Genomic DNA, 24,802 nt, shown 5'->3' on the forward strand with positions numbered 1-24,802 from the left:
CAGGAAACATCGCCCAGCGGAATCATGCCGTGAAGCCAAACACGGAACGGCATCTACAAAAGCTTAGCCATACCGAGCGGTACAACATTGTCAGGGAGCGTCGGCATGCGCTCGCCGGTAAGTCGGGCAAATAGCTCGGGGGCCATGCCAAGATTGGCAAGCAGGTGGTGCATGAAAATCGTGTCACGGTTGGAAACCCAGCTGATGGCCGCGCGCAGCAACTCCGGTTCCTCGACCGCAACCCGTTCGTCGTAGCGCTCCGCCTTAGCTTGTCCTGTCTTTACCAGTTGGATGTTGGCGGTGCGATATTGCGCAGCGTCGATCAGGCCCAGATCAAACGCGCGGCGGGCAATGGCGCGCACCGAAACCTTCCAACGAAGCTTCATTGTAAACAGAGCATTCCAATCGAGAGCCCGCCGACTTCGGGGAAATTCACGCGCGAAGGCAGTGCGCGGGATCAGAAATGCGCCGGCGAACCGGTGCGCTTCCCCTTCAGTGACGCTGTCGCCGGTCACGATGCCTTGGTGCATAATCAGGTGAGCTGCTTCGTGTGCGAGGTCGAAGCGCAAGCGGGCGCCCGCAGCTTTCGCGGTTGAGCGAACGATGATAGGTCGGCGCCGAGCCATTGACAGCGCATCGATGCGGTCAGTGAGATCGTCGAAGTGGACCACCACCGCACCAGCATTCTCCACAACACGCATCATGCTGGTGATTGGACCGTCGAGGCCCAAGCCCCAATGCTGTCGAGCATTCTCGGCGATGCGCTCAATCGCGTCGGGCGAAGCGGGGCGCGCTTCCTCTGGAAAGTCGACGATCGGCATGCGAACTTGGCCCTCGAGCGCGTCAACCAGCGCTTCTAACGCTGTCCCCCGGGCCACCGCCTGCGCAATCAGCGCTCTTGGGGCGCTCGCCAGCCGACGGAAGTGGCAGTCTTCTTCACGGACGGGGTTTGTCGCCGGCGTTGCGAAGAACGCGGACGTCACCGCAAGCGCGGCTGCCAAAGCATCGCGCATCTCGTCGGTTGGTTCTTTGGCGCCCGTTTCAAGCTGATGAACAAACTGCCGGCTAGCGGCCACGAGCCCGCCCAACTCATCGAGCGACAGCCCTGTGATCAGTCGCGCCAGTCGGAGCTTGTCACCGTAAAAGAAACGTGCTCGACCCGCCGGGCCTTGGCCCGGCGCACTTCCCTTCGTTGTCACGCCTAAACCCCGTCGGAAGAAGAGGCGATATCGTCGCCGCGCTCGTCCTCGTCTTCCCGATGATCGCCGACAGACGGCGATGAAAGTTCAATACCCTCTGGCCGTGCGTCATCGAGCAACACGATCAAAGGCTCTGCCTCAGCAAGGGGCAATGGCCACACGACTTCGGGCTGGTTGTTGCGTAGCGCGACGAAGCTAGCTCCGAGGAGGGCGCCATCCATGTCGGTCGTTACACCGATTCGAAACAGCATGCCGGCCGTAGGGATGCCTGGCTCCAGATCGAGCTGCAGTTGCTCGAAGGGAGTGGCAACCGAGATCTTTGCGGTAGGCTCTGCTGGATCTCCGCGCCAGAAGCGCATCGGAACACCGCCGATGCTGAACTGGAAATGCTTGCCGGGATCAATCACTCCCAGCCACTCGAAACCCGGTGTGCCCGCAGTTCGCGCGATCTGGAAGCAGCCGTAATTATAGGCGCAGACTCCCAAGGTCCAATTGTCGTCACCTATTGTGGGGTCAAAGCGATCGACCGCACTGCCACGGCCCAGCGCGAGCAACTGTGCAACCTTGACCAGCCGTTCTACCGTCAACTCAGGGTGATAGTCCCAAGGTAGCATCGCCATTCCTTCTTTTCCGAATCGGGCATTTTTAAGAATTTGTCAACCATCCGGATTATTGTCAAGCACTACGTGGGACGAGCCTCAATATGCTAGCAAGCTGGAAAAATGCGAAAACCCACTCAGGAGAAAGAACGGCGGGTTTTGGACGTGGCGGTTAAAACGTTAAACGGCTGGCATGAGGCGCGAAGCTGACCCCCCGCCTTTTGGAGCAATTTTGCACCCCGAAATACATCCTGTTCGACCGCCTGTAGGAGTTCGTTAAAGGGCATGGCCCGGCCGAACAGGTAACCCTGGCCGGCAGCCGAGACGACGAAGCGTCGCGGCCTGCTCTCCGCTCTCAATTCCCTCGGCGACGAGTTTGAGGCCAAAGCCCAGACCCAGGCTGACGATTGCCTTGACGATGGCTACGTCGCCGGCGCGGGTCGCCATTCGGTCAACAAAGACGCGGTCGATCTTCAGACACGTATGGCGAGTGGAACGGTAAAGTGGTTCAACGCGACCAAGAGCTTTGGCTTCATTCAGCCCGACGGTGGTGGACAGGATGTTTTGTCCAAATTTCTGCTCTCGAGCGCGCTGGCGCGTCGACGCTCGTTGACGCCAGAAGGTCAACTATAGGATAGAACAAGATCGGCGGACCGGCAAATCGTCGGCCGGCAACCTGAGCAAGGCTGGCTGAACCAGCCATGTGATTTAGGCAAGCGCATCAGGCACGCAAGCTTCAAGCTTCAGTGCACCAAAGAGGACAGGTCTGGTGGCCTACCGGCACGTCGTTGAAGTGTCACCTTTGCTAACCCGTATGCGCGGTGCGTCGGATGTTTCCTCCCATTCGTCTGGCGCGTTCCCTCTGGAGGTTTTGACCTTCATACCTGGCCGGACCCTTGGTTCGGCCTTTTTCTTGCGCGCGAGAAACTGGAAAACTGGGGCGACGACGTCCGGCCACTGATTGGCCATCCCGCTACCAAGATCGTCCAATATCGCGTTGCCGGTTCACCGGTGAACTGAGAACCATGGTCAGAGCTGTCAAGCCAACGGCTTATCTTCGCCAGCCCGGCAGGCGAAGACTTGTACATGGCCCTTTTCTCGGCCTGCCGGTCTCTCCGGTCATGCAGGCTTGTCGAAGACCATAGGCAATCCACGTTTAGACGCCATCTCGACGACCAGTTTTTCGATTGCTAGATCGGAAAGGCGGGTCTGCAGTGTCGTACGAATCCGCTTGACCAGTTCGTGCACCGGCAAAGGTGCGAGATCCTCGGCATCGTCGAGAAGCCGACTGACTTCAATCACAACGTCAGCATCGATGTCGCCCGGCAAATCTCGCATATCCCATCTCCGATCGCGTTACTTACGGTCTTCCTGACCAATGTCGCTTAAGATGAACGTCGGGTTGTTTCCCGCGATGGCAGGACTCGATGCTCTGTTGCGGGCTGAACAACCCCGGTCATCGCTGTGCTGGCGTGAAGCTCTACTTTTCCGGCTACTATCAACTTGCCCTCAGTCGCTGCGTAGGATGTTCGCTTCCAACGCCGCTGCAACGAAGGCCCGTCTCGCAACCGGCGTTTGAGCTTCACCGCGCAGAACCTGAAGACATGCATCCATAGCCAGTTTTCGCTTCGTCGTCTGATGGGGGAAACTGCGCAGCAGGATCGCGGCTGCGTCGTTCACGTCGAATATGACGCGCTCACGCTCCTGCCGGCCAACTTGCACCACCACGGGCCGGACGAACCTGCTCGACATGCAATTACACTTTCAATTCAGACCATGACACGGACTTCGCGTATCATGACGTTGGGTCAGTTTATACAGGTATTGGCTAGGCACCGAAGAGAAACTGCAGTTGCTCAATCTCGAGAGAAGTTGCCTGCCCCAATTTCAGCAGACCGCTACCTGAATCCCGAGGGGGCCTCGGTCTTGTTACGCAAGAAAGCACAGCGGAATTCTGTCGCGTCCGGAAGGTGAAGCGGCGCTGGGTCCAGGCTCGGGCTTTCCTGAAGGCCGAGCCTTCCTTCCTGGGTGCCGGCCTCGAAGCGGCCGCTGCCGCAATGGCGACGCTTCCAAGGCGCGGGTGCCGGGAGAGAAAGAAGGCGGGCGGGTTGGGGTGGCGGGTGAACGGCCGGGAGAGAGTCTTCCGGCGCCCGCCGAGGAGCGACACTCATGACCCAGATGGAAATTCACACGCCAAAGCGCAACGACCGTGCCGGTTACAAGGTTGACGTCAGCCGCGGCCAGCGCATCGGCCGCGTCTCGTCAGAATGGTTCAACCGGCCGGCGGACGAGCGATACCTGTCGCTTACCGACCTCCGGAATTCGGTAAAGAGCCGATCGGAGCGCAGCAAGACCCGCATCGTCGAAAGTGAGCTGATCCGCGTCGAGGCCAGCCGCGACGATCCCGAGCGCCTGAGACTAATGCTACCCGATGCGCGTGCGCCTGTTGCCCCCACGCATTGGAGTTTTGGCCAACTCGCCAGCCTGGTCGGCGCGCCGGCCACCTATCTGCGCCAGCTACCGGCTCCGCTAGCGGCGATCAACCTACAGCATGGTCTCCTCAACCATCGCGCCGAGCAGGTCAAGACACTGGAGATCGAGAACGGACGCCTCGAGTTGCGGGCGGTAACAGGCCCTGATTACGGCAGAATATTTGACTCAGAACTGGTGGACGCCGTTCAAAAGATCGCCGGCAACGGAACCGGAGACACGCGCTGGAAAGTGCCCGGAGTGCTCGACTGGTCGACAGGGATCTACAATCCGCACGTCGACATCTCCAGCGACACCACCACGCTCTACGCGTCTGATCGCGATATCTTTGTCTTCCTCGTCGACGATCTGAACCCGATCGAGGCCGGGCAGCTGCCTAATGGGGAACCGGATCTCTATTTCCGCGGCTTTTATTGCTGGAATTCCGAAGTCGGCGCCCGCACCCTAGGGATCGCCAGCTTCTATCTGCGCGCGGTTTGTCAGAATCGCAATCTGTGGGGCGTGGAAGATTTCGAGGAAATCACCATTCGCCATTCAAAATACGCCGCCTCCCGGTTCGCCCTAGAAGCCGAGCCGGCCCTCATCCAGTTTGCCGATTCCTCGCCCATGCCGTTCGTCAACGGCATCAAGACGGCGCGGCAACGCATCGTTGCCCGAGACGACGAAGACCGCCAGGGCTTCCTGCGCAAGCGGGGCTTCTCCAAGTCCGAGACCGCGAAGATCATCGATACTGTTCTCATGGAGGAAGGCAGACCACCGGAATCGATCTTTGATTTCGTGCAGGGCATCACGCGGGTCGCGCGCGACAAGCCGCATCAGGATGTCCGCCTGGACCTGGAGGGCAAAGCCAAGAAGCTTCTCGATCTCGCCGCCTGATCCTGCGGAGGCCGGCAGCGAAAACTGTCGTTGTCGGCCTCGCCTCCGGGCCGTCTCCATCGATCCCAGCGCCGTCCTCCGAAGTAAGAGGACGGCGCTTTTTTCGTTTGAGAACCCGGTGAAGCCAACATGCTGGAAGGATGCACCTCCGGCGGCTCGGCCTCGTCGAGGTCTGAGCCGGGGCCGGGTCGGCGTGAGGCCTGGAGGCAGAGGGGGGAGGGGAGGGTTTTTGACGGGCTTGGAGGTTCGGGGAGAGGCCCCGGGCCGCCCGTCATGGAGAACCTGACCATGGCAAAGAACGCCATTCAGAAGATCGCGATGAACGCCGCGGAGAATATTTCCTATGACAAGCTGATGCTGTCGCAGAAAAATGTCCGGCGCATCAAGGACGGGGTGTCGATCGAGCAGCTGGCCGAAGACATCGGACGGCGAAGGCTGATCCAGAGCCTGAACGTCCGTCCCGTGCTCGACGGCGAGGGCGAGAAGACGGGCATGTTCGAGGTGCCCGCCGGCGGCCGGCGTTATCTCGCGCTCGGCATCCTCATCAAGCAGAGGCGCCTGGCGAAGAACGAGCCGATCCCCTGCATCGTCAACCGCGGGCAGGAGACCTCGGCCGAGGAGGATTCGCTTGCCGAAAACCTGCGGCGCGCCGACCTGCACCCGCTCGACCAGTTCCGGGCCTTCAAGACGCTCAGCGATCAGGGTCTCGATCCAGACGAGATCGGCGCCCGGTTCTTCGTATCGCCGGCGACTGTTAGGCAGCGCCTGCGGCTGGCCTCGGTGTCGCCAAAACTTCTCGATCACTACGAGAACGACGAAATCCGTCTCGAACAGATCATGGCGTTTTCGATCTCGGACGATCACGCGCGCCAGGAACAGGTCTGGGAGCGGATTTCCAGCTCGCACACGCAGGAACCCTATTACATCAGGCGCCTGCTGACCGAGACCACCGTTCGCGCCGACGATCGCCGGGCCGTCTATGTCGGCGCCCAAGCCTATGAAGCGGCTGGAGGGGTCATCCTTCGCGACCTGTTCGAACAGGATTCCGGCGGCTGGTTCCAGGATGCCGCACTCCTCGAGCAGCTTGTCTTCGACAGGCTGAAGGTGGATGCCGACGCGATCCGCGCTGAAGGCTGGAAATGGGTGGAGGCGGCGATCAGCTTTCCCTATGGCCACACCTCCGGCATGCGGCGCATCTACGCCGAGGCGCAGGAGCTCAGCGCCGAAGAGATCGCACGCTACGATGCGCTGAAGGCTGAATATGACAAGCTGGATGCGGACTATGCCAAGGCCGAGGATGCCGACGAAGCAATCGAGGCGAAGCTCGACCAGCTGGGTTCTGATCTCGATGCGATCGATGATCGTCCTCAAAGCTACGATCCCGCCCAGAAGGCCACTGCCGGTGTGTTCGTTACCCTTGCCGCGAATGGCAAGCTCCAGGTCGACGCCGGTTTCGTGCGGTCCGAGGACGAGCCGCGGCCCGAAACCGGCGATGTCGATGAGGGCGAGGAAGGGGGCGCTGCCGGCGGAACCCGGTCCAATGGCGACGACGATTGCGATGGTGTTGTCGTCAACGGTAAGCTGGTGAACGACGCCTCTGGCGACGACGGCGAGGACGACGGCATCAAGCCACTGCCCGATCGGCTCGTCTTCGACCTGACCGCGCAGCGGACGCTGGCACTGCGCAACGCGCTCGCCGGCGACGTCGACATCGCCTTCGTCGCCGCACTCCATGCCTTCGTCCTGCAGGTTTTCTATCGCTTCGCGCCGGACACGTGCCTGGAGATCAGCCTGAAGAGCGCCAGCTTCAGCCAGGTTGACGGTCTTGCCGAGACCTCCTGGGCCAAGGAGTTCGCCGAGCGGCACGAAGCCTGGGACCGCGATTTGCCCGATGAGGCGGAAGGCCTGTGGGACTTCCTTCTCGGCCTCGATGAAGCAAGCCGCAAGGCGCTGTTCGCGCACTGCGTCTCGCTGACCCTCAATGCGGTGGTCGAACCCTGGAACAGGCGAGCTAAGGCGCTCGAGCATGCAGACGTGCTTGGCCGCTCGCTCCAGTTCGACATGGTCGACGCCGGGTGGACGCCCACGGTCGAGTTCCTCGGGCGGCTCACCAAGGCGCGGATCCTGCAGGCTGTCCGTGAAGCGCGTGGCGCAGACTCCGCGCAGCTGATCGACCACATGAAGAAGGACATCATGGCCCGTGAAGCCGCCCGGCTTCTCGAAGGCTCGAACTGGTTGCCCGAGCCGCTGCGCGTTGAGGTCGATGAAGTGTCTGCCGATGCTGGCAACGCGGTCACCGGCGACATGTCGGACGAGGCAGCCCTCGACGGCGATGCCGCCGAGCTGCCGGCCTTCCTCGCCGACGATGCGGATCCGTCCTCCGATGAGCCGGTGACCATCGACGGCGACGAAACGGACCACCTCCAGGCCGCCGAATAACCCGCCTCACGCTCGCACCGGCCCGGCACTCCCGCCGGACCTCATTTCAGTTCCAACTCACTCTCAAGCCCGGGATCGCCATAGCGCGCCCGGGCGTTTTTGTTTCATGGAGATCGACATGTTCGACTGGAAAAGATCCTGCTCCTACGACGAGCAGCAGAAGAGACGTTTCCACACCACAGCCCGTTCACGGCTGAAGAAACTCGCCGCCGAACTCGCGCTGCCGCAGGGAAGCTTCGACCTGCGCTCCAACAGGGCAGGCATCGCCGTTTGCGGTGAAATTACCCTGCACCATGACCACGCCTACATCCAGGTCGGCCAGTTCGGTTTGTCCTCAGGTCACGGTATCCTGATCCGCACCTGCAAGGGCCGCAAGGACTATACCGGCGGAGCCAACCACTTCGTCGCCCTCGGCATGCTGGACGACATTCCGGCGCTCGCCGCCGCCGTCCGTGCCATCACTGGAGTTGGTCGAGACGCTTCGCGTTCCTCCGAACGACGCGCCGCCTAAACTCCTGCAAACCCCATCATCGCCGATGCACGTGCCGGCCGCGGGCTCTGCCCGTCGCCAGCCACAACACAGCAAGCAGTTGCCATGGCACGGTGATGCCGCGCGTGGCCGACCTGCCTTCAGGAGACCTTATGACCGCACATCCACCCTTCAGGAAGGTGCTCGACGGCGTCGCCACCCGCGAGCAGATGTTCCAACTGTTCAGCCGTCACAAAGACACTCCCGGCATCGATCCCAATTCCGGCACTCCCTATTCAGGCGAGTGGTTTGAGATCACCGCGTCCGAATACCACTTCATGCTAGATTTGTTGCCGCCGCTCTTCCTGCGCACCGGCATGTTCGGAATGTCGGAGTATAAGGCCGGCAACGTGACCAGCGTATTCTTCGCGATCCGGATCCGGGGCCGCGAGCGCTGGTTTCATGGCTTCTGCGATCTCACCGATCGCCAGTCGCCAGACAAGATGCGCGCCGCCATCATCGCCCACGAGACCGGCGCGAGCGACAGCATGACCCGCGCGGAAGCTCGAGGCGATCTGGAACATAACCCCTGTCGAGCTCAGGGGGATCGCCCGCAACGCAGACCCCGAGACCGGGTGGGCCGGACATCAAGGCAAACGCACGATTCTCGTCAACGCCGGAAGGCATGATGCTGCCTTCAAGCCGCTCGATGATCTGTCGGATCTCGAGATCGACGAGTTCCTGTCCAAAGTGCGATTGCGTCGGAGCTGACGAAGGAGGGCGACGATGGATATCTATGAGAACCGCGCCTCGACGGCGATACCTCTCCATGACGGTGACCGACTTTCGCTCAATGTATGCACCCGCTTCCATCCTCAGCTGTTGAGACCTTCGAGACCGTATGGCCAACTGCCCCGAGGAAATAAGCATCCGCCCTCAGAAAAACGTCTGCTCAGTGCCCGCCACGCGGGAGGTATCCGGCATTGCGTAAAGCGCCGATGAACAGGCTGGCCGGGCCTGCGATACTCGTCCTGGCTTGCGTTGCCAGCGGCAGCGTGTTCCAGTCCTCCAACGGAGCGATAAAGTTGGAGAAAGTGCCATTGACCATGCAATGGCTGGTCAACAAGCCCTGCTTATCCAGCACCAGAACCCCTGTCTGATTGCTTGGATACCGGATGGCGGCGACGCGCTGAAGTTCCATGTCGCCATCGATGCGCAAATTGAAAAGCAGCACGCCCTGGCTTCTGTGGGCGACTTCCGCGACTTTTTCCGCGAAAGGAACAGAAAGCGCACGAACGCTGTCGACCGCCATCCCGAAAACAAGCGCGTCCAGCTCTTCCGCCGCCATAAGAAGATTAGTTCCCAAGAAAATAGGGATTGCAATCGCTCCAGCCGGATTGTGCACAGTCATCGCACTCCGCCGGCTGGACGCCTGAGCATCGGTGTTGATGCAGCTCTGAAGATCAGCCCATCACCTCTCAGTAGGGATGTTCGCCCTCCCGTTGATTGAGCCGGCTGCGCAAGGCCCATGACACACCGCTTGCTCGTTGCGGGGTTTCTCCGATAAAGCACGACGAGAGCGATAAGATAGGTCGGATACTCGCTAACACGAACAGCGACTTGACTTGCAAGTCATGCTCACATCAAGGAACAGACTATGAAGCGCCAGATCCGGCCATTCATCGTGGAAATGAAACAGAGGCGCGGTAAGCAGAAGCCAAGCCATTCGATCTGGGGCGATCTCGACCTGTCCAAGATTGCCACGGAGATGACGCAGCCGGGCTATGCTGCTCCGCTCCCAAATTCCCAGGTCATTGACTTCAGTATAAGACCCCTTGATGCTGAAGAAGGGGATAAACCACAAGCGGAGTATATGATGGCCGATTTTCAGGACGCTCAGACTGTTCAGACGACAGTAGCGCCAGCCAAAGTGGAAGTGCCTGAATAGAAGAAAGTTCCGCGAGCAAAGAAATCGAAGGCAGAGCTCGTAAAGCCGGCCCGCAAGAACGGAGCGAAACCTGCGCCCGCGGCCGCAGAAGCTCCCGTGGCAGCGAAGACCGCCCGCAAGACATATTCCGAGAAGGAACGCGCCCAGAAGCTTGCCCAGATCGAGAAATCGATCGCTGCCGGCGCGACCAGCAAGATTGCGGTCGGCCAGGCCGGCATATCGGAGCAGACCTACTATTATTGGAAGAAGGCTGCCGCACCTTCCTCTGACAGCGGCGATCTTCGCGATCTTGTCGCGCTCGAAGAAGAAAACAAGCGCCTTAAGAACCTGCTTGCCGACCGTCTGCGCAAGGAAAATGCCGAGCTCAAGAAGAAGCTGGGCCTGGCCTAAGGCATACTGAGGCGCGTTGGAAATTCCGCCCGACGCTCAAAGGGGTAGCGGCGGCATATCGCCTTCGCCGACCCGCCACACCCAGGAGCCGATCTCCGGTCGCGCGGCGATCATTTCGTCGAGCGACGCTTCGTAGTTTTCGTCCGCTCCGGCCGGAACGACAAAGAGCGCTATCGGCTCGTCCCTCTTCTGAAGCAACGCATTGGCGATCGGCTGGTCGGGTTGCAGGTCAAAGCGCAATCCCTTCACGCTCTTCTCGCGAAGGCGGGCGAGCCCATCGACGAGCCTTTTCTCCGGGACCGTCTCGTAGGGAATCCAGTTCTCGGAGACCACCATCAACGCAATCTCCTCGACAATGGCGAGGCCGGCCGGGTTCAGTCCGAACGTCGCGATCGTCATGAGATGCGAGCTGGAATCCGCTGCCCACAGGGACAATTCTTTTTCAAAACGCGCCTGCAAGCGGCGATGCAATGCATCGTCGATGATGAAGGGAAAACCGGGCAAATGCCTGATGACGAGTTTCTGACCGGAGCGGGCGGGAACCATCTCCTTCATCTCCCCCACCAGGACGAGCAGCTTTCGGGGACCTGATTTAGGCGGGAGGGCCGTGCCGAGAACCGCGTTGCGACGTTGCTCGATGGCTTGCTTGTTCTCGGCGCGAAACGGCTCGGGCACGAACAGGATATCCGCGAGTGGGCCGCCCCTCACCGTCATTTGCCCGGCAGCCTCGAGCAGATGCCAGCGGACATTCCACCAATGCCGTTTGCCGGCCCACCTCGATGTCCAGACCGTCAGTTCGGCCTCGTGCCAGAGATAATGAAGCAGGCCACGCAGCGACATCCTCCTGGGATCGGCCGTTACGCTGGCGGAACTTTGCCCCGCAGGCACCGATGCCGCACGGCTCCCCGTCTTCGACAGGCTGAAGTCCAACTTAAGGGCGGCCAAGCCGTTTTGCGGATCGAGCTGTATCGCACTGCCCATCAAGGCGCCCAGCCCGGACAGTTCGTAAGGTGATTCATAGGAATCACAGGATAGATCATGTCCGCCGCCGCTAAGCGGCATGCGCTTGATCAGGTGAAGGTCGCCGATGCGGGCGATGTACATCGGGCAGCCCGGCTCGCGGCACAGGCATAGCGGACGCTCGGTGCGGGCATAGGCACTCGCCAGCGCCGCCTGCAGGTCAGGCGCTGCCTCCTCGTAGACCGCACTGCCAATTCTGAACCGTCGCATCACCTCCACAGCTCCAGGTCGCCGCCGCATCCCTGTGCGCGCATTCAAGTCATGGGTTTGCAAAGAGCGCAACCCCTTTGGTGCATCGGCGCCAGAGGCAGAGGGGAGCCGGGAGGAGTGTGCCCGGCTGGCGCGGAGAGAGTGCCGGCGCGGGCGCCACTCCCCTCTCGCGAAGGACATCTCCATGAACATTGTTTCGACCACGTCTGCTGTTGCCCGGACGGCCGCTTCCCCCGACGCGCCGACGCCCACCCCCATCAACAACGCCCAGGCGATCCATCAGGCCGGAATGCGGCTTCTGCATTTCCTCGAGCAGGGCAAGCGTGTCACCACCGCCGCATTGCGCACTGCCATGACGGCAAGTTTGGGCGGCAGTGATGCGCAAGGGTTGTGGGTCTGGAAGGACGCCTATGAGGCGCTGGAAGCCGCCCAGGTGCTATTTCTGCGCCGGTTCGGCCCGACGATCCTGTCGCGGTCGATCACGCCTCAGGCAATGCTGGTGATGATGAAGCGCATTGCCGAGCTTCTTCCCACCCATACGCGACGGTCCGACGAGAGCCAAGCCATGCAGCAGCTCTCCACGCCCTTGCCCCTGGCCTTCGTCACGGCGCACGCGGCGGCGATCGCGTCTTGTGACCTCGTTCTGGAACCCTCGGCCGGCACCGGTCTGCTCGCCGTCCATGCCGAGATGGCGCGCGCCTCGATCGCCCTCAATGAGCTTGCCGCGACACGGGCCGATCTACTCTGCCTGCTGTTTCCAAGGGTTTCCGTCTCTCGGCACGACGCTGCCCATATCGACGACCATCTCGACGCGGTCATCGAGCCGTCCGTCGTGCTGATGAATCCACCCTTCAGCGTCGGCGCCAATGTCGACGGCCACGTCACTGACGCGGCATGGCGACATCTCTCTTCCGCATTCGCACGCATGCGCGCCGGCGGGCGCCTGGTCGCCATCACCGGCACCGGGCTGTGTCCGGAAAACCCCAAATGGCGGCCGGCCTTCGAAGGCCTGCAGCAACAGGGCACCATTGTCTTTACCGCGGCGATCGACGGCCGTGTCTACGCCCGCCATGGCACCACCACTGAGACCCGTCTGACAATTATCGACAAGGTACCGGCCGCCGAACCGAAAAACTTCGTCCGGTCGCCGGGCAAAGCCACCGATGTCGAAACGCTGCTCGCCTGGATCACGGATCTGCCGCCCCGGACACCGGGTGGCTTTCCCGATTCGATCGGCACCCTATCGAACGGGATCCTGCGCAATGCCGCCATGCAGATGGCCGCCCGATCCGCGGCGAGAGCCGGACCCGTTGCGGCCGTTCCGCAGGTCATCCGGCCAGTCCGCCCTATTGTCCTCCGGGCAAAGCCCACCCGCCCCATCATCGCGAGCACCACCCCGGCTGTTCCCCTCGCCTATGAGCTGCGCGACTGGATGCCGGAGGACGGCGGCCGGCTCACCGACACGATCTACGAACCCTACGCGCTCCAGTCGATCGACATTCCCCGCGCAAAGCCGCATCCGACGCCGCTCGTGCAGTCGGCCGCAATGGCCGCCGTCGCGCCACCAAAACCTTCCTATCGGCCGCTTCTTCCTGATGCGATCATCGACGAAGGCCTGCTGTCGGACGCCCAGCTCGAAAGCGTCGTCTATGCCGGCGAAGCCCATTGCGGCCATCTTGCCGGCACCTGGGCGGTTGACGAGACCTGCGATGTCGTCTCGGCCGCACCAGAAGGGGCTGCGAACGCTGTCCGCTTCCGTCGTGGATGGTTTTTGGGGGACGGGACCGGATGCGGCAAGGGACGGCAAGTCGCCGGCATCATACTCGACAACTGGCTGCAAGGGCGACGCCGCGCGATCTGGATTTCCAAGTCGGACAAGCTGCTGGAAGACGCACAGCGCGATTGGGCGGCACTTGGCCAGGAAATTGTGCAGCCGCTGTCGCGTTTTCGCCAGGGCACGCCGATCCGCCTTGCCGAGGGCATCCTGTTCACGACCTACGCGACGCTGCGCTCGCAGGAACGGGAAGGCAAGAAATCCCGGATAGCCCAGATCCTCGAATGGGTTGGCCAAGAGGCGGGGAGGGCCGAAGGCCCGACAGGGAACGGAGAAGAGTCGGCAGGGAGGGCCGAAAGCCAGACAGGAATTGGAGAAAACCCGTCGGGGGCGAAAAAATCTTTCGATGGCGTCATCGTCTTCGACGAGGCCCACGCCATGGCCAACGCCGCTGGCGCCAAAAGCGAGCGTGGCGACGTCGCCCCGTCGCAGCAAGGAAAGGCGGGACTGCGGTTGCAGCACGCCCTTCCCGACGCGCGCGTCGTCTACGTCTCCGCGACCGGTGCGACGGCGGTCGAGAACCTCGCCTATGCGCAGCGTCTCGGCATCTGGGGCAGCGAGGATTTTCCCTTCGCCAACCGCGCCGAGTTCGTCGCCGCGATCGAGGATGGTGGTGTCGCGGCGATGGAAGTACTCGCCCGCGATCTCAAATCGCTCGGCCTCTATGCGGCGCGTTCGCTCTCTTATGACGGGGTCGAATACGACCTGCTCGAGCATGCACTGAGCGACGAACAGATCCGCATCTACAACGCCTATGCCGACGCGTTCCAGGTCATTCACAACAACCTGACCGCAGCACTCGAGGCGACCAACATCACCAGCAAGGCCGGCACGCTGAACCGCGACGCAAAATCGGCGGCGCGTTCAGCCTTCGAGAGCACCAAGCAACGCTTCTTCAGCCATCTCATCACCTCGATGATGACGCCGAGCCTGCTCGGCGCGATCGAGCAGGACCTCGCCGACGGTCATTCGGCGGTCGTACAGATCGTCTCGACCGGCGAGGCGCTGATGGAACGACGGCTTGCCGAAATCCCAACCGAGGAATGGTCTGACCTGCATGTCGACGTCACGCCGCGCGAGTACGTCGGCGGCTACTTGATGCACTCCTTCCCCACCCAGTTGTTCGAGGAATATTCGGACGCCGAGGGGAATGTCTATTCGCGGCCCGTCCACGACGCCGACGGCAATCCCGTCCAATGCCGCGAGGCCGTTCGCCGGCGCGACGAGATGGTCGAAAAACTCGCATCGCTGCCGCCTGTCGGCAGCGCGCTCGACCAGATCATCCATCACTTCGGCACCGACACCGTCGCAGAGGTGACCGGCCGGTCGCGCCGCATCGTGAAGAAGACTGGCCGCGACGGCATCGACCGGCTGGCCGTGGAAAACCGCCCTGGCTCGGCCAATCTCGCAGAGACCCAGAGTTTCATGGATGACGACAAGAGCGTACTGATCTTCTCCGACGCCGGCGGCACAGGCCGTTCCTACCACGCCGATCTCGGCGTCAGCAACCAGAGGCTGCGCAAGCACTATCTGCTCGAAGCCGGCTGGCGCGCCGACAATGCCATCCAGGGGCTCGGACGGACCCACCGCACAAATCAGAAGCAACCGCCGCTGTTCCGGCCGATGGCCGCCAATGTGAAGGCCGGCAAGCGCTTCCTGTCGACGATCGCCAGGCGGCTCGACACGCTGGGCGCGATCACGCGTGGCCAGCGCCAGACCGGCGGGGCAGGGCTGTTCCGTGCCGAGGACAATCTCGAAAGCCCCTACGCGCGGGCCGCACTTCGACAATTCTACATGCTGCTGCATCAGGGCAGGATCGAAGGTTGTTCGCTCACCACCTTCGAAACCGTGACCGGGCTGTCGCTGACGACCGACGAGGGCGGGCTGCGCGACGACCTGCCACCGATCACGACCTGGCTCAATCGCCTGCTGGCGTTGCGGATCGAAACCCAGAACCTGCTGTTCGAGGTGTTCGAGCAACTGATGACGGCGAAGGTCGAGGGCGCGATCGCTGCCGGCTCCTATGACAAAGGCCTGGAGACGATCACGGCGGAGAGTATCGTCGTCACCGATCGCCGCACCGTCTACGCGCACCCAGTCTCGGGCGCGCAGTCGCATGTGCTGACCGTCGCGCGCAAGGACCGAATTCGGCCGCTCAGCCTCGTCGACGCGCTGGCCATCGTCCAGGCGGAACCCCAATCGGTTCTGTTGGTGAACACGCGATCGCACCGCACGGCGATCCGGCTGCCGACGGCGAGCCTGATGCTCGACGACGGAACCGTCGAACACCGAGTGCGCCTGCTGCGGCCGACGGACGAACTGCGCTTCGGTCTCGACGCCCTTGCCGAAACCCACTGGCAACCCGCCGACCGAAAATTGTTCTGCGACCTGTGGCAGGCTGAAGTCGCCGCCGTCCCGGAGTTCACCACCAGCACCTTTCACATCGTGACGGGTTTGCTGCTGCCGATCTGGCGTCGGCTGCCGGATCATGATTGCCAGGTCTACCGGATCCAGACCGATGCCGGCGAACGCATCATCGGCCGTCACATCGCGCCGACCCTTGTCGCGACCATGTTGCGCAATCTAGGGCTCGATCATGTGCCGACGCTCGCGCCGCAAGATGCCTGGACCGGGCTCGTGGAAGGCAAGGTCGGACTGCAACTCACCGATGGCCTGACCCTGCGTCGCAGTCGGGTCATGAACGACTACCGTATCGAATTGATCGGCTTCACCGACGCTTTTGTTCCCCGGCTGAAGGCGCTAGGCCTGATCTCCGAGATCATCTCCTGGAAGCTCCGGCTGTTCATCCCGACGAGCGAGCAAGGGCCGTCCATCCTCGCCGAGCTCCTCGACCGCCACACACTGGTCGGCGTCACCGACCGCGCGTCAGCGGCGTAAGGGGGGACGATCATGACCGTCTCGGCCTCCGAACTGGCGCGCCGCCTTGGCGAACATGCCGAGGCGGTGTGTCGCGGCTATCTCTCCAACGGCCATCGCTCCGGCAACTACTGGATGGTCGGCGATGTCCACAACACGCCTGGACGGTCAATGTTCGTCCGGCTCAGCGGGCCGGAATCCGGTCCCGGCGCCGCCGGACATTGGACCGATGCCGCCACAGCCGAATTTGGCGATCTGCTTGACGTCATCCGCGAAAGCTGCGGCCTGACCGAGTTCCGCGATGTCGCGGATGAAGCGCGTCGCTTCCTCGCCATGCCGCTGCCACCGCCCCAGCCCGCCGGCACGCAGCGCCAACCTGTCGCAACACGCGGCTCGCCCGAGGCCGCGCGTCGCCTGTTCGCCATGTCCCAACCGATCGTCGGCACGCTGGCCGAACGATATCTTGCTGGCCGCGGCATTCTGCTCTCCGCGCATGAGCGTGCCCTGCGGTTCCATCCCGGCTGCTACTACAGGGATCTCGTGACCGGCGAGACGCAGACGCTGCCTGCGCTGATTGCCGCTGTCACCAACCCTGACGGGCAGATCACCGGCCTGCAGCGCACGTACCTTTCCTCTGGCTTGTCCTCTGGGCTGGACCCGAGCGGCAAGGTCGGCAAGGCGCAACTTGCCGATCCACGCCGCTCGCTCGGGCATCTTTTTGGCAACGGCATCTGGCTCGGCCTTGAGCCCGGTGCGCCCGTCCCGGTCATGGCCGCCGGCGAGGGTTTTGAGACGATGGCGTCGCTTAAGGTGGTGATGCCGGCGCTGCCGGTGGCCGCCGCCACTTCGGCCAATCACCTCGCCGGCCTGACGTTCCCGCCCGGCTGCCGTCGCCTCTACATCGCAGCCGATGCCGACGCCGCCGGTCGGCACGGCATCGAGCGTCTCAGCCAGCGCGCAGGCGAGGCTGGGGTTCTCGCCCTGGTGTTGTGGCCGCAGCTCGGCGATTTCAACGACGATCTGCGCCATCTCGGCCCGGCCCATCTCGCGGCATGGCTCCGCGATCAGTTCGTCCCGGAGGATGCCCGTCTCTTCCTGCCGCCCGGATAAACGGCCCTAATAGGCAGCCGGGCGGGGGTGGCGTCACCGGAAGACTTTTAGGCATGGCGGCGGTCCGCCGGGCGAGGCCGCGCCCGCGGCCTGCCCGAGAGGCGACCCCTGCCACCCCCCGTTCACGGCCGCAACGGCTGCGCCGTCCTCCGCTCACGCTCCGGCCTTCGGTGCGGCCGCGCCCCGGGGCGCGGCCGGGGAGCGCTGTCAGGCCGCAAAAGGCGCGGCCACAACCGACGGAGACACGCCATGACCTACGAGCTTCCTTTCGACGATGCCTACGAGCCCTACCACGCCTCCTCGCCGACCGACCGCGTCATCCTCGAACTGCAGATGTATGGCCATCGCCCGCATCAGGACGAACCTGATGCTCGGCCACTTCCCGACGACGAGGTGATCCGGGCCGGGCTAGCCGGGATCGTCGAGATCTTCGCCGGCATGCTCGGCGACACCAGGCTCGAACCCGATCTCGATGACCTGCTCTGGTCCTTCGCAAACGTCTTCCACCGTGCCGCCGAGCGCGTCGCCCGCAGCCTCGATCGCAATGAAGAGGCGCAGCGTTCAAGCCAGCAGGAGCAGGACGGTTCCGAGGTGAAGTCTGTCGAGCTGGAACGGCTCACGGCCGAGGGCATCACCTATATCGAGCGCCGCAACGTGCTCGAAATCATGCGCGACGAGGCTGCCGACCTCTACGAGGCACAAACCGGATCGGCATGGCGGCCGCGCACCGGCTCCAAGGTCTCCCACCAGGCGATGACCGCTGCGGTGATCGACTCCCGCGACTTCCTCGCCGCCCGTCGCCACGCCGAAACCGAGGTGCTCGTTCCAGCCGGCACCAAGATCGCCTTCGCCGGCGGCCTCGACTGCAACGATCACGACCGGATCTGGGACGCGCTCGACAAGGCTCGCGAGAAGCATCCCGACATGGTTCTGCTCCACGGCGGCAGCCCGCGCGGCGCCGAGCGCATCGCCGCTTGCTGGGCCGAGAACCGCAAGGTCACCCAGATCGCCTTCAAGCCGGACTGGACCCGGCACGCCAAGGCGGCTCCGTTCCGCCGCAACGACCAGCTTCTCTCCGTAGTGCCCTACGGCCTGATCGTCTTTCCCGGCTCCGGCATCACCGACAACCTTGCCGACAAGGCGCGTCGGCTGGGCATTCCCGTCTGGCGGTTCGCGGAGGACGGCGCGTGAGCGCCGTTTTCTTGCAAATCAAGAAAATCCAGATAATATGGAGATTGGTAAGGAGGCCAGCCATGCGCCAGTTCACGACCGGGGATCTCAACAAGCAGGTTGGCGACGTCACCGACGTTGCCAGCCGCGAACCCGTTATTCTCACCAAGCACCGGAAACCCCGGTTCGTGCTGATGAGCTACGAGCACTACGAGCGGATGCGCATCGGCGGCGATCCCCGCCGCGCATACCATGTCTCCGAGATGCCGGAGGAACACACGGAACTCTTCGCCGCCGAGATCGACCGATTGGCGCGCGGGGAAGGGTACGATGATGAGCGGTAGATTTCTGCCTGGTCAGGTGATCTCCTACCCGTATCTTTGGGCATGGCAACACGAGCGCGGCGAAACGGAAGGCCGCAAGAGCCGGCCGACCTGCGTGGTCATCGCTGTCCGCGGCGCAAGAGATGGCCTGACCCATCTCGCGCTCCTGGCGATAACCACCCAGCCACCGACCAGCGATCGGGTCGGTTTGGAAGTCTCCGCTATCGAGTGCCGCCGCGCCGGTCTGACCGATCTCAAACGCTGCTGGATCGTGGTTGACGAATACAACTACGATATTGCCGAACGCTCCTGGTACATCGAATCCGACGGTAAGCCCTCTGGTCGTTTCAGCAAGGCATTCATGATGAAGATCGCAGGCGCCTTTATCGAAGCGCGCAGCGAGGGCCGCCGCGTCAGCCGTCTGGATTGACGTTCTCTTTTCGCGGCAGGGAGCATACCTCGGATCGGATCAGTCCGCGGTTTCCGCATGCCTGTACGCCGGTCCCAGGTACATGAATGGCGTCACACAAATCCAGTGTCATGCTGCATCGCATCGGCGTATGTCCATTCCAGCACAGGAACGCACCATGGCCGCCGCCGCAAAAAGGAAGGTGTCGATGCGGTTTCGCGAGGATGATCTCACCATCATCGACCGCGGCGCGCAGCTGCTCGGCCTGTCGCGCACGGAGTTCATCCGGCGCGCAGCACTCCACGAGGCGCAGGCGGCCATCCTCAACGAAACCGTCACCCGCGTCTCCCCGCAAGCCTATGACGCTTCATGCAGGCGATCTCATCCCCCGCCGCTGCGTCGCCGCCGAAGGCGCGCCGGTCCCCGCCCTGGGACCGCTAGGTGGCGCTTTCAGGCATCGATCACCTTGACGAGGCGCACCGCCTCGACAGCTTCTCTTGCGGCAAGGCGCGCTCGACGCCTGGCTGGCCGGCTTCGCGCGAACGAACCAGGCCTGCGGGTTTACCCGCGTCCTGATCGTTCACGACGAGGGCACAGTCGTCGGCTATTACGGCCTCGCGCCAGGCGTGATCCAGCCAAACAGCGCACCGCGCGCCATCCGCACCGGGCGACGGCCCGATCCGACCCTGTCGATCGAACAACTCGCCGTCGACCACCGTCATGCTGGGTAAGGCGTCGGCAGCGGCCTGGTCCAGGACGCGCTGCGTCGCCAGCGCCGCCTTCGTCGGCGGCCGCGCGGTGGTGGTGCGGGCGATCGACGCCGAGGCCGAGCGCTACTGGCAGAGCTGGGGCTTCATTCCCGCGCGGGACAATCCGTCGGTGCTCATGCGCTCAATCCAGGACGTGAGCCTCTGGCTGGCCGACAAAGGCCAATAGCTCCCCCGCGCGTAACGCCGGCAGCGGCAAGGCCTGGGCGCGCCGGCCCGCGGCCGGCCGGGCTCTAGTCGCGGCGTCCCGCCGCTCCCCGAGCCGGCTTGGCCGTCTCGGCCTTCGGGTGACGATCCCTCGCGCAGGGCCAGAGGAAGAGGGCGGCCGGCGCGGGGCGGGGGACGCGAGAGAGAAGGGAAAGTCACCATGTCGATGATATTCATAGGTGGATCACGCGAAATATTCGAGCTGCCGGAACCTGCCATCACTCGCATCGGCGCAATTGTTGCTGCCGAGCACGGCGTGCTGGTTGGCGATGCGCCCGGAGCCGATGCCGAGGCGCAGGGCCTGCTCGCGGGCTACAAGTACGAGCATGTCGGGGTCTTCCATGCCGGCAAGGAACCCCACAACAATCTGGGCGACTGGGCCGCCTACCATGTCCCGTCACCTGGACGCACTCATGGATCTTGGGACGACGCCGCCAAGAACCGGGAGATGGCGCGGCGCGCCGCCTTTGGCATGATGGTCTGGGACGGCGCATCACCCGGTACGGCCGTCAACGTGTTTCGGCTCGCCATCGCGAACAAGCCGTGCGTCATTTACGATCTGGCCAGGGGCCGGATGGCGACCACGTACAATGTGGAGGACTGGTGCGCCATGCTCCGCCATGCAGGTTCGGACATTCGGCGCCAAGCCGAAGCCCGCATGACGCCGGAGGAGCGTCTAACGTTGCCAGGATGATGGATGCGGTCCTGCCGACAGCCGGCGGGGTCAATCCGATATGTTGATCCGGCAGCTCGCCGCCTAATCCACTTGTATGAGCGGACGGAGCCGGCACCTTTGGAAACCGGTCCACGCGCAGAGCCGCCGGGCGTTGTGCGGATGATCATCTGGACCGTCTCGCCTCTGAAGCGGGTGCAAGCGTGCCGAACAACATGCTGGCTTGCCGGGTCATCCAACCTGACTGCGCGGTATCATCCCCGAGGGGGCGTGAAGGCCACTGCCAGCCGGCCCCGATCTCGAAACCGCTATGCCGCCATACCGAACACGCAAGGCGGTCACGCGCCAGGCTGCTTTTCGATGTGTTGGCAATGCCGACGACATGACCCGAGAGGCTGCAGCATGTTCCTGCGATCCGGCACCGTTGCGTCGGCGGTCTAGCGATGGCGGCCTGAGTTCTTTTCCTTCGGTCGCATCCGGGGCCATTCCCGTTTCATGTCGCCTTTGTAGACGACCGCCTGCTTTGTGCGGTCAACCCCCGTTGGGGGTACACTCGGCGAATATTCAGGAAAATTCGATTTCTGTTTTTGGTCTGCGGGCAGGCGAAGGGCCTGCCCGCAATTTTTCGGCAAATAGAATTTTCCAGAATTTTCGCCGAGATGACCGCAGCAGGACGGCCCTCTCCTTTGGCGCCATCGGGAATGGTCCCGATGCAACCGAAGGAGAACTACCATGGCCACCACGATCGCAAACCTCACCACCAAGGCCGACGGCTCGATGGAAGGCGTCTTTGCCACGCTCCGGGTCAACGCCCCGATCACCCTTATCCCGAACACCAACAAGTCGCGCGAGGACGCGCCCGACTACCGGATTGTCAACAAGCGCACGGGCTTCGAGATCGGAGCCGGCTGGCACCGCATCTCCCAGCGTTCGGGAGAGGAATACCTCTCGGTCAAGCTGGAAGCCCCCGAGATCGGCGTGATCTTCGGCAATCTCGCTCCCGCCCCGGGTGGCGAGGAAAACAAGAAGGTCATCCTCTGGAACAACCCCCAGTGAGGCATCGGTGGCCGGCCCCTTAAGGGGCCGGCTTCCCCACCGGCAAAAGGAGGTTGCAATGAGCCGCTACACCATCACTCTCACTGGCACCGTCACCGGAAAAGTCCGCTCGGATCCAGACGCTGTCATCGGCTACGATCCACCGCTTCGGACCTATTTCCTGCAAGCGTTCCCGCACGAAGAAACCGACGAGCCCGCGCTCTGGCTTGGCACCCGCGACCACGCGTTCGAAGCGCTTGAGGATCTTCGCCACGCAGCCATCTCACAGGGCTACGACTTCATGCCGCTGTCGCCCAAATTGGCCGCAAAGCTGGTCGACGACAAAGTGGCAGCCAGCGGGCGTCCGGAGCGCGACGCCCCCCTCGGGGAACTGCTGAAACACCCCAACCAACCCAAGTAGGCAAACACATCTCAGGGCCCGCGACGGAGTGCTCCGTCGCGGGCCCTTTTTTTGCGCGTCGCAAGAGAGCCACGAACATCACCCGTCGCAGCATGCGATAGCGACTCCAAACCGCCGATTATTCCTTCGGCAGTTTGTGCTTATGAATGCGGATATAATCCTGCACGGCCTTTCGCAGCAGCTCGGTCATGCTGTGCCCGTTGCTGATCGCCAGCAATTTGAACTGACGCTGCTCCACGGCCGTCAGATAGTAGCCGCAGCGGACCATCTCCTCCTCGCGAATCTTCTTGCCGGCGATGGGATCCTTTTTCTGGCCCTGCCGCAGCAGCTTGCGAAAATCGGGCCCGACTGCCGGGGACGGCTTTGTCGGTTCCTGCATCTGTGGCGTAGCTTGCACCTTGGTCCCTGACGTCTGGACCTTCGGTGTGATGAACATGCTCGGCAGCGCCGGCGGCTGCGTGGAAATCGCCTTCATCATGCGGGCTTTCTTGTCGTCACCGGGTTTCGGTGCGGTTTCGTCACTCATGCCGCATTCCTTGTGGCTTCGATGAAGGTTTGCAGAAGGTCGTCAAAGACCCCTTCGCTCTCGGCAATCGCCTTCGCATCGGGCACCGCGGGGCTGTAAAGGGTCTGCCCGGTCTGCAGATCGCGGTAGGCAACACGATTGTGCAGGACGTGTTCTGCGATCGGCGTGCCGTTGGCCTGAATAATGGCGCGCAGTTCGGTCAGGGCTCGCGCCCTGCCATCGATGATGGTCTGCTTGGTCAGCACGAATATCGCAGGCAGGGGTCTACCCCGGCTCTCGACCGCAAGCGGAATGTAGTGGTCGGTGATCTGGATGGCGGCGGTCACATCGTCGAGCGCAAAGTAGACCGGCACGACGACAATGTCGGCCGCGAAGAGCCCGGCCATGAGGTTGTCGTTCGTGGTGCCTTCCGTATCGATCAATACGACGGAGCGCTCACCGTTGTGAATGGCTGCGGCGTCGAGGATTTCCTGCGGGGTCATCGCGCTCACCAGCTGGAGCCTGTCAGGACGGTTGCCAGCGTCACCCAGCATCTGGAACCAGCGGTTCATATTCTGCCGCCGGTCGCCGTCGATAAGAGTGACCGAATAGCCGCGATGCAGCGCGACGGATGCGAGGGTGCGCAGCATCGTCGATTTGCCAGTGCCGCCCTTGGGGATCGCAGCGGAGATGATCATTGGGCCTCCTTCCACGTTGGCTCCTTGTTTCCATGTTAACATGGAAACAAATCACCATGGACACGTGGAAACAATGTCACGGTCGAAAACTTGGTTACATAGTCGACGGGGCAGACCGGTTTGGCAACCCAGACGCGCACCAAAAAAGCTCGCCCGGGTGCAATCAGTGGGAAAGGGGTCCGGTCGGACGGTCAGGCTGCGAACCGCTCGGTTGTTTCCATGTTAACATGGAAACAAGTCCTCAACGCAACATGGACACATCACAACAATTCACGATGGAAACATCACGACGCTGGGTGCTGGCGGTCCGGAGTTGAAAACTGGGCTAAGTCGTGAGGGGACGTCGGCCGGTTTTTTTTTGCACCCTCGGTTTTTTTTGCACCCTCCCTTCTCTACGTTGGCAGGATAGCCTATTTTGTGATACACACAAAATAGGCGGCGCGGCCCTGGCAGGCCTTAGCGCCCGCAAGCGGGCTTGAGAGATGAACGCAGACGCCCAGAAAGCAGCGGTGAAGAGTGCGTCACGACGCTATGGCGAGGTGACGCACATTCGGTTTTCGGCTGACGAGCTGGCTAGCCTCAAAGCCATTGCGGAGCGGGAGGGCGCAACCGTCAGTGAGGTCGTCCGGCGTCTGGTGCGGGCTCAGGCTGGGCACCTGCCTGTGGCCTCAGAGGCGTTGCGGCCGGCGATCGTAGACATGACCGATCAGCTGCGGCGCGTCGGCATCAATTTCAATCAGGCCGTGCGCGCCATGGACGACGGCCGAGTTGCCTATGATGAGGATATTGAGCAGGCTTTGATGGCGGTAGGCAACCTGGTGCGGCAGTTCCGCGAGGAACTGAAGGCGATGGCTGGCGGGTCCCGCAAGGCGAGGGAGGTCAGGCCGTGAGCAGTCGTCTTGCTGGCTATGCGGCCGAAATCGAACGCTATCTGCGGGGCGAGGCCGGCATGAAGCGTGAGGAGCTGGACGACGACAAGTCACTGACGGGCACCCGACGCGAGGCCAGCGAATTCCAGGCGATGAAGAGTTTTGAACGGACCGGTGGCGGGGGACGGGTCGGGCAAGGACAAGCCGGCTCGACGGTAAGTGGCGGCTGGAAGGGGCCTCGTTCGTCGCCGGGCGGGACAGGAG

At 62.7% G+C, this 24,802-nt stretch carries 27 protein-coding genes and 2 pseudogenes; 20 read left to right on the forward strand and 9 right to left on the reverse strand.

Annotation, left to right across the window (positions count from 1 at the left end):
• Positions 1–53: 53 nt before the first annotated feature.
• The 3 genes from CK227_RS33165 to CK227_RS33175 form a co-directional block, all read right to left on the reverse strand.
• Positions 54–1,199 carry an XRE family transcriptional regulator gene (locus CK227_RS33165; RefSeq protein WP_142886633.1) on the reverse strand — a complete coding sequence of 382 codons (1,146 nt, stop codon included), beginning with the start codon at positions 1,197–1,199 and terminating at the stop codon, positions 54–56.
• Between the two features lie 2 nt (positions 1,200–1,201).
• Positions 1,202–1,819 (reverse strand): hypothetical protein, encoded by a 618-nt coding sequence (locus CK227_RS33170; RefSeq protein WP_095775689.1) that lies wholly within the window; start codon positions 1,817–1,819, stop codon positions 1,202–1,204.
• A gap of 255 nt (positions 1,820–2,074) precedes the next feature.
• Positions 2,075–2,245, reverse strand: a complete 171-nt coding sequence (locus tag CK227_RS33175) for an EAL domain-containing protein (RefSeq protein WP_095775688.1) — start codon at positions 2,243–2,245, stop codon at positions 2,075–2,077.
• A 36-nt stretch (positions 2,246–2,281) separates the two neighbouring features.
• Between CK227_RS33175 and CK227_RS33180 the strand changes: the two are divergent.
• A pseudogene (locus CK227_RS33180) lies at positions 2,282–2,492 on the forward strand (cold-shock protein).
• A 425-nt stretch (positions 2,493–2,917) separates the two neighbouring features.
• Here CK227_RS33180 and CK227_RS33185 read toward each other — a convergent pair.
• Both CK227_RS33185 and CK227_RS33190 read right to left on the reverse strand, forming a co-directional pair.
• Positions 2,918–3,136, reverse strand: coding sequence for a hypothetical protein (locus CK227_RS33185; protein WP_095775687.1), 219 nt, complete (start codon positions 3,134–3,136; stop codon positions 2,918–2,920).
• 171 nt (positions 3,137–3,307) lie between these two features.
• On the reverse strand, positions 3,308–3,550 hold the full coding sequence (locus CK227_RS33190; protein ID WP_095775686.1) for a DUF982 domain-containing protein: 243 nt from the start codon (positions 3,548–3,550) through the stop codon (positions 3,308–3,310).
• Between the two features lie 417 nt (positions 3,551–3,967).
• Here CK227_RS33190 and CK227_RS33195 point away from each other — a divergent pair, with 417 nt between their 5' ends.
• From CK227_RS33195 to CK227_RS33210, 4 genes are all read left to right on the forward strand, one after another.
• Complete coding sequence (locus CK227_RS33195) at positions 3,968–5,164, forward strand: DUF932 domain-containing protein (RefSeq protein WP_095775685.1); 1,197 nt, start codon at positions 3,968–3,970, stop codon at positions 5,162–5,164.
• 288 nt (positions 5,165–5,452) lie between these two features.
• On the forward strand, positions 5,453–7,603 hold the full coding sequence (locus tag CK227_RS33200) for a ParB/RepB/Spo0J family partition protein (RefSeq protein ID WP_095775741.1): 2,151 nt from the start codon (positions 5,453–5,455) through the stop codon (positions 7,601–7,603).
• A gap of 106 nt (positions 7,604–7,709) precedes the next feature.
• The gene (locus CK227_RS33205) at positions 7,710–8,114 is read left to right on the forward strand and encodes a hypothetical protein (protein WP_095775684.1); all 405 of its coding nucleotides are present in this window, start codon (positions 7,710–7,712) and stop codon (positions 8,112–8,114) included.
• 131 nt (positions 8,115–8,245) lie between these two features.
• Positions 8,246–8,761 carry a DUF1419 domain-containing protein gene (locus tag CK227_RS33210; RefSeq protein WP_245318352.1) on the forward strand — a complete coding sequence of 172 codons (516 nt, stop codon included), beginning with the start codon at positions 8,246–8,248 and terminating at the stop codon, positions 8,759–8,761.
• A 263-nt stretch (positions 8,762–9,024) separates the two neighbouring features.
• On the opposite strand, the gene CK227_RS33215 is transcribed toward CK227_RS33210, so the two are convergent.
• Positions 9,025–9,483, reverse strand: a complete 459-nt coding sequence (locus tag CK227_RS33215) for a hypothetical protein (RefSeq protein WP_095775683.1) — start codon at positions 9,481–9,483, stop codon at positions 9,025–9,027.
• A 246-nt stretch (positions 9,484–9,729) separates the two neighbouring features.
• On the opposite strand from CK227_RS33215, the gene CK227_RS37620 reads away from it, so the two are divergent.
• The gene (locus CK227_RS37620) at positions 9,730–10,020 is read left to right on the forward strand and encodes a hypothetical protein (protein WP_245318351.1); all 291 of its coding nucleotides are present in this window, start codon (positions 9,730–9,732) and stop codon (positions 10,018–10,020) included.
• A 96-nt stretch (positions 10,021–10,116) separates the two neighbouring features.
• Positions 10,117–10,410 (forward strand): transposase, encoded by a 294-nt coding sequence (locus CK227_RS37625; RefSeq protein WP_245318350.1) that lies wholly within the window; start codon positions 10,117–10,119, stop codon positions 10,408–10,410.
• 36 nt (positions 10,411–10,446) lie between these two features.
• On the opposite strand, the gene CK227_RS33225 is transcribed toward CK227_RS37625, so the two are convergent.
• A complete protein-coding gene (locus CK227_RS33225) occupies positions 10,447–11,640 on the reverse strand; it encodes a DUF1173 domain-containing protein (RefSeq protein ID WP_095775682.1) in 1,194 nt (397 codons plus the stop codon).
• Between the two features lie 184 nt (positions 11,641–11,824).
• On the opposite strand from CK227_RS33225, the gene CK227_RS33230 reads away from it, so the two are divergent.
• The 11 genes and pseudogenes from CK227_RS33230 to CK227_RS33275 all read left to right on the forward strand — a co-directional run bounded on the left by CK227_RS33230 (position 11,825) and on the right by CK227_RS33275 (position 22,466).
• Positions 11,825–16,372, forward strand: a complete 4,548-nt coding sequence (locus tag CK227_RS33230) for a strawberry notch family protein (protein ID WP_095775681.1) — start codon at positions 11,825–11,827, stop codon at positions 16,370–16,372.
• A 12-nt stretch (positions 16,373–16,384) separates the two neighbouring features.
• On the forward strand, positions 16,385–17,461 hold the full coding sequence (locus CK227_RS33235; protein ID WP_095775680.1) for a toprim domain-containing protein: 1,077 nt from the start codon (positions 16,385–16,387) through the stop codon (positions 17,459–17,461).
• Between the two features lie 249 nt (positions 17,462–17,710).
• Positions 17,711–18,652: a DUF2493 domain-containing protein gene (locus CK227_RS33240; protein ID WP_095775679.1), complete on the forward strand. Its 942-nt coding sequence runs from the start codon at positions 17,711–17,713 to the stop codon at positions 18,650–18,652.
• A gap of 62 nt (positions 18,653–18,714) precedes the next feature.
• Entirely contained in the window at positions 18,715–18,975 is a 261-nt protein-coding gene (locus CK227_RS33245) for a type II toxin-antitoxin system prevent-host-death family antitoxin (RefSeq protein WP_057143280.1), read from the forward strand.
• Positions 18,965–19,384, forward strand: a complete 420-nt coding sequence (locus CK227_RS33250; protein ID WP_095775678.1) for a hypothetical protein — start codon at positions 18,965–18,967, stop codon at positions 19,382–19,384. Before CK227_RS33245 ends, CK227_RS33250 begins: the two co-directional genes overlap by 11 nt.
• Positions 19,385–19,571: 187 nt before the next feature.
• A pseudogene (locus CK227_RS37630) lies at positions 19,572–19,667 on the forward strand (ribbon-helix-helix protein, CopG family); the annotation flags it as partial.
• A gap of 193 nt (positions 19,668–19,860) precedes the next feature.
• Positions 19,861–20,094, forward strand: coding sequence for a hypothetical protein (locus tag CK227_RS38030; protein WP_348628981.1), 234 nt, complete (start codon positions 19,861–19,863; stop codon positions 20,092–20,094).
• Positions 20,084–20,299: a hypothetical protein gene (locus CK227_RS38035; RefSeq protein WP_348628980.1), complete on the forward strand. Its 216-nt coding sequence runs from the start codon at positions 20,084–20,086 to the stop codon at positions 20,297–20,299. The genes CK227_RS38030 and CK227_RS38035 overlap by 11 nt, the downstream gene beginning before the upstream one ends.
• Before the next feature lie 198 nt (positions 20,300–20,497).
• Positions 20,498–21,031: a hypothetical protein gene (locus CK227_RS33265; RefSeq protein ID WP_095775677.1), complete on the forward strand. Its 534-nt coding sequence runs from the start codon at positions 20,498–20,500 to the stop codon at positions 21,029–21,031.
• A 711-nt stretch (positions 21,032–21,742) separates the two neighbouring features.
• On the forward strand, positions 21,743–22,066 hold the full coding sequence (locus CK227_RS33270; RefSeq protein WP_006205585.1) for a DUF736 family protein: 324 nt from the start codon (positions 21,743–21,745) through the stop codon (positions 22,064–22,066).
• 58 nt (positions 22,067–22,124) lie between these two features.
• On the forward strand, positions 22,125–22,466 hold the full coding sequence (locus tag CK227_RS33275; protein WP_095775676.1) for a hypothetical protein: 342 nt from the start codon (positions 22,125–22,127) through the stop codon (positions 22,464–22,466).
• Between the two features lie 118 nt (positions 22,467–22,584).
• Here CK227_RS33275 and CK227_RS33280 read toward each other — a convergent pair whose 3' ends face one another.
• Both CK227_RS33280 and CK227_RS33285 read right to left on the reverse strand, forming a co-directional pair.
• On the reverse strand, positions 22,585–22,992 hold the full coding sequence (locus CK227_RS33280; RefSeq protein ID WP_095775675.1) for a hypothetical protein: 408 nt from the start codon (positions 22,990–22,992) through the stop codon (positions 22,585–22,587).
• Complete coding sequence (locus CK227_RS33285) at positions 22,989–23,669, reverse strand: ParA family protein (RefSeq protein WP_095775674.1); 681 nt, start codon at positions 23,667–23,669, stop codon at positions 22,989–22,991. Before CK227_RS33285 ends, CK227_RS33280 begins: the two co-directional genes overlap by 4 nt.
• A 482-nt stretch (positions 23,670–24,151) precedes the next feature.
• On the opposite strand from CK227_RS33285, the gene CK227_RS33290 reads away from it, so the two are divergent.
• Both CK227_RS33290 and CK227_RS36515 read left to right on the forward strand, forming a co-directional pair.
• Complete coding sequence (locus CK227_RS33290) at positions 24,152–24,559, forward strand: ribbon-helix-helix protein, CopG family (protein WP_095775673.1); 408 nt, start codon at positions 24,152–24,154, stop codon at positions 24,557–24,559.
• Positions 24,556–24,802: hypothetical protein (locus CK227_RS36515; RefSeq protein ID WP_210421573.1), on the forward strand; the 247-nt coding region annotated here is incomplete at its 3' end. The genes CK227_RS33290 and CK227_RS36515, both read left to right, overlap by 4 nt.

Origin of the sequence: Mesorhizobium sp. WSM4308 (assembly GCF_002294905.1) — a bacterium.
In the GTDB taxonomy this organism is placed as follows: Bacteria; Pseudomonadota; Alphaproteobacteria; order Rhizobiales; family Rhizobiaceae; genus Mesorhizobium.

What these genes read in the sequence shown, in the direction of transcription:
- CK227_RS33245 (WP_057143280.1), top strand. Translation starts at nt 18,715, where the DNA reads ATGCGCCAGTTCACGACCGGGGATCTCAACAAGCAGGTTGGCGACGTC.
- CK227_RS38035 (WP_348628980.1), top strand. Translation starts at nt 20,084, where the DNA reads ATGCTGGGTAAGGCGTCGGCAGCGGCCTGGTCCAGGACGCGCTGCGTC.
- CK227_RS33185 (WP_095775687.1), bottom strand. Translation starts at nt 3,136, where the DNA reads ATGCGAGATTTGCCGGGCGACATCGATGCTGACGTTGTGATTGAAGTC.
- CK227_RS37620 (WP_245318351.1), top strand. Translation starts at nt 9,730, where the DNA reads ATGAAGCGCCAGATCCGGCCATTCATCGTGGAAATGAAACAGAGGCGC.
- CK227_RS33250 (WP_095775678.1), top strand. Translation starts at nt 18,965, where the DNA reads ATGAGCGGTAGATTTCTGCCTGGTCAGGTGATCTCCTACCCGTATCTT.
- CK227_RS33270 (WP_006205585.1), top strand. Translation starts at nt 21,743, where the DNA reads ATGGCCACCACGATCGCAAACCTCACCACCAAGGCCGACGGCTCGATG.
- CK227_RS33215 (WP_095775683.1), bottom strand. Translation starts at nt 9,483, where the DNA reads ATGACTGTGCACAATCCGGCTGGAGCGATTGCAATCCCTATTTTCTTG.
- CK227_RS33170 (WP_095775689.1), bottom strand. Translation starts at nt 1,819, where the DNA reads ATGGCGATGCTACCTTGGGACTATCACCCTGAGTTGACGGTAGAACGG.
- CK227_RS33195 (WP_095775685.1), top strand. Translation starts at nt 3,968, where the DNA reads ATGACCCAGATGGAAATTCACACGCCAAAGCGCAACGACCGTGCCGGT.
- CK227_RS33265 (WP_095775677.1), top strand. Translation starts at nt 20,498, where the DNA reads ATGTCGATGATATTCATAGGTGGATCACGCGAAATATTCGAGCTGCCG.
- CK227_RS33190 (WP_095775686.1), bottom strand. Translation starts at nt 3,550, where the DNA reads ATGTCGAGCAGGTTCGTCCGGCCCGTGGTGGTGCAAGTTGGCCGGCAG.
- CK227_RS33240 (WP_095775679.1), top strand. Translation starts at nt 17,711, where the DNA reads ATGACCTACGAGCTTCCTTTCGACGATGCCTACGAGCCCTACCACGCC.
- CK227_RS33205 (WP_095775684.1), top strand. Translation starts at nt 7,710, where the DNA reads ATGGAGATCGACATGTTCGACTGGAAAAGATCCTGCTCCTACGACGAG.
- CK227_RS33280 (WP_095775675.1), bottom strand. Translation starts at nt 22,992, where the DNA reads ATGAGTGACGAAACCGCACCGAAACCCGGTGACGACAAGAAAGCCCGC.
- CK227_RS33275 (WP_095775676.1), top strand. Translation starts at nt 22,125, where the DNA reads ATGAGCCGCTACACCATCACTCTCACTGGCACCGTCACCGGAAAAGTC.
- CK227_RS33225 (WP_095775682.1), bottom strand. Translation starts at nt 11,640, where the DNA reads ATGCGACGGTTCAGAATTGGCAGTGCGGTCTACGAGGAGGCAGCGCCT.
- CK227_RS33235 (WP_095775680.1), top strand. Translation starts at nt 16,385, where the DNA reads ATGACCGTCTCGGCCTCCGAACTGGCGCGCCGCCTTGGCGAACATGCC.
- CK227_RS33285 (WP_095775674.1), bottom strand. Translation starts at nt 23,669, where the DNA reads ATGATCATCTCCGCTGCGATCCCCAAGGGCGGCACTGGCAAATCGACG.
- CK227_RS33175 (WP_095775688.1), bottom strand. Translation starts at nt 2,245, where the DNA reads ATGGCGACCCGCGCCGGCGACGTAGCCATCGTCAAGGCAATCGTCAGC.
- CK227_RS33210 (WP_245318352.1), top strand. Translation starts at nt 8,246, where the DNA reads ATGACCGCACATCCACCCTTCAGGAAGGTGCTCGACGGCGTCGCCACC.
- CK227_RS33290 (WP_095775673.1), top strand. Translation starts at nt 24,152, where the DNA reads ATGAACGCAGACGCCCAGAAAGCAGCGGTGAAGAGTGCGTCACGACGC.
- CK227_RS33200 (WP_095775741.1), top strand. Translation starts at nt 5,453, where the DNA reads ATGGCAAAGAACGCCATTCAGAAGATCGCGATGAACGCCGCGGAGAAT.
- CK227_RS33230 (WP_095775681.1), top strand. Translation starts at nt 11,825, where the DNA reads ATGAACATTGTTTCGACCACGTCTGCTGTTGCCCGGACGGCCGCTTCC.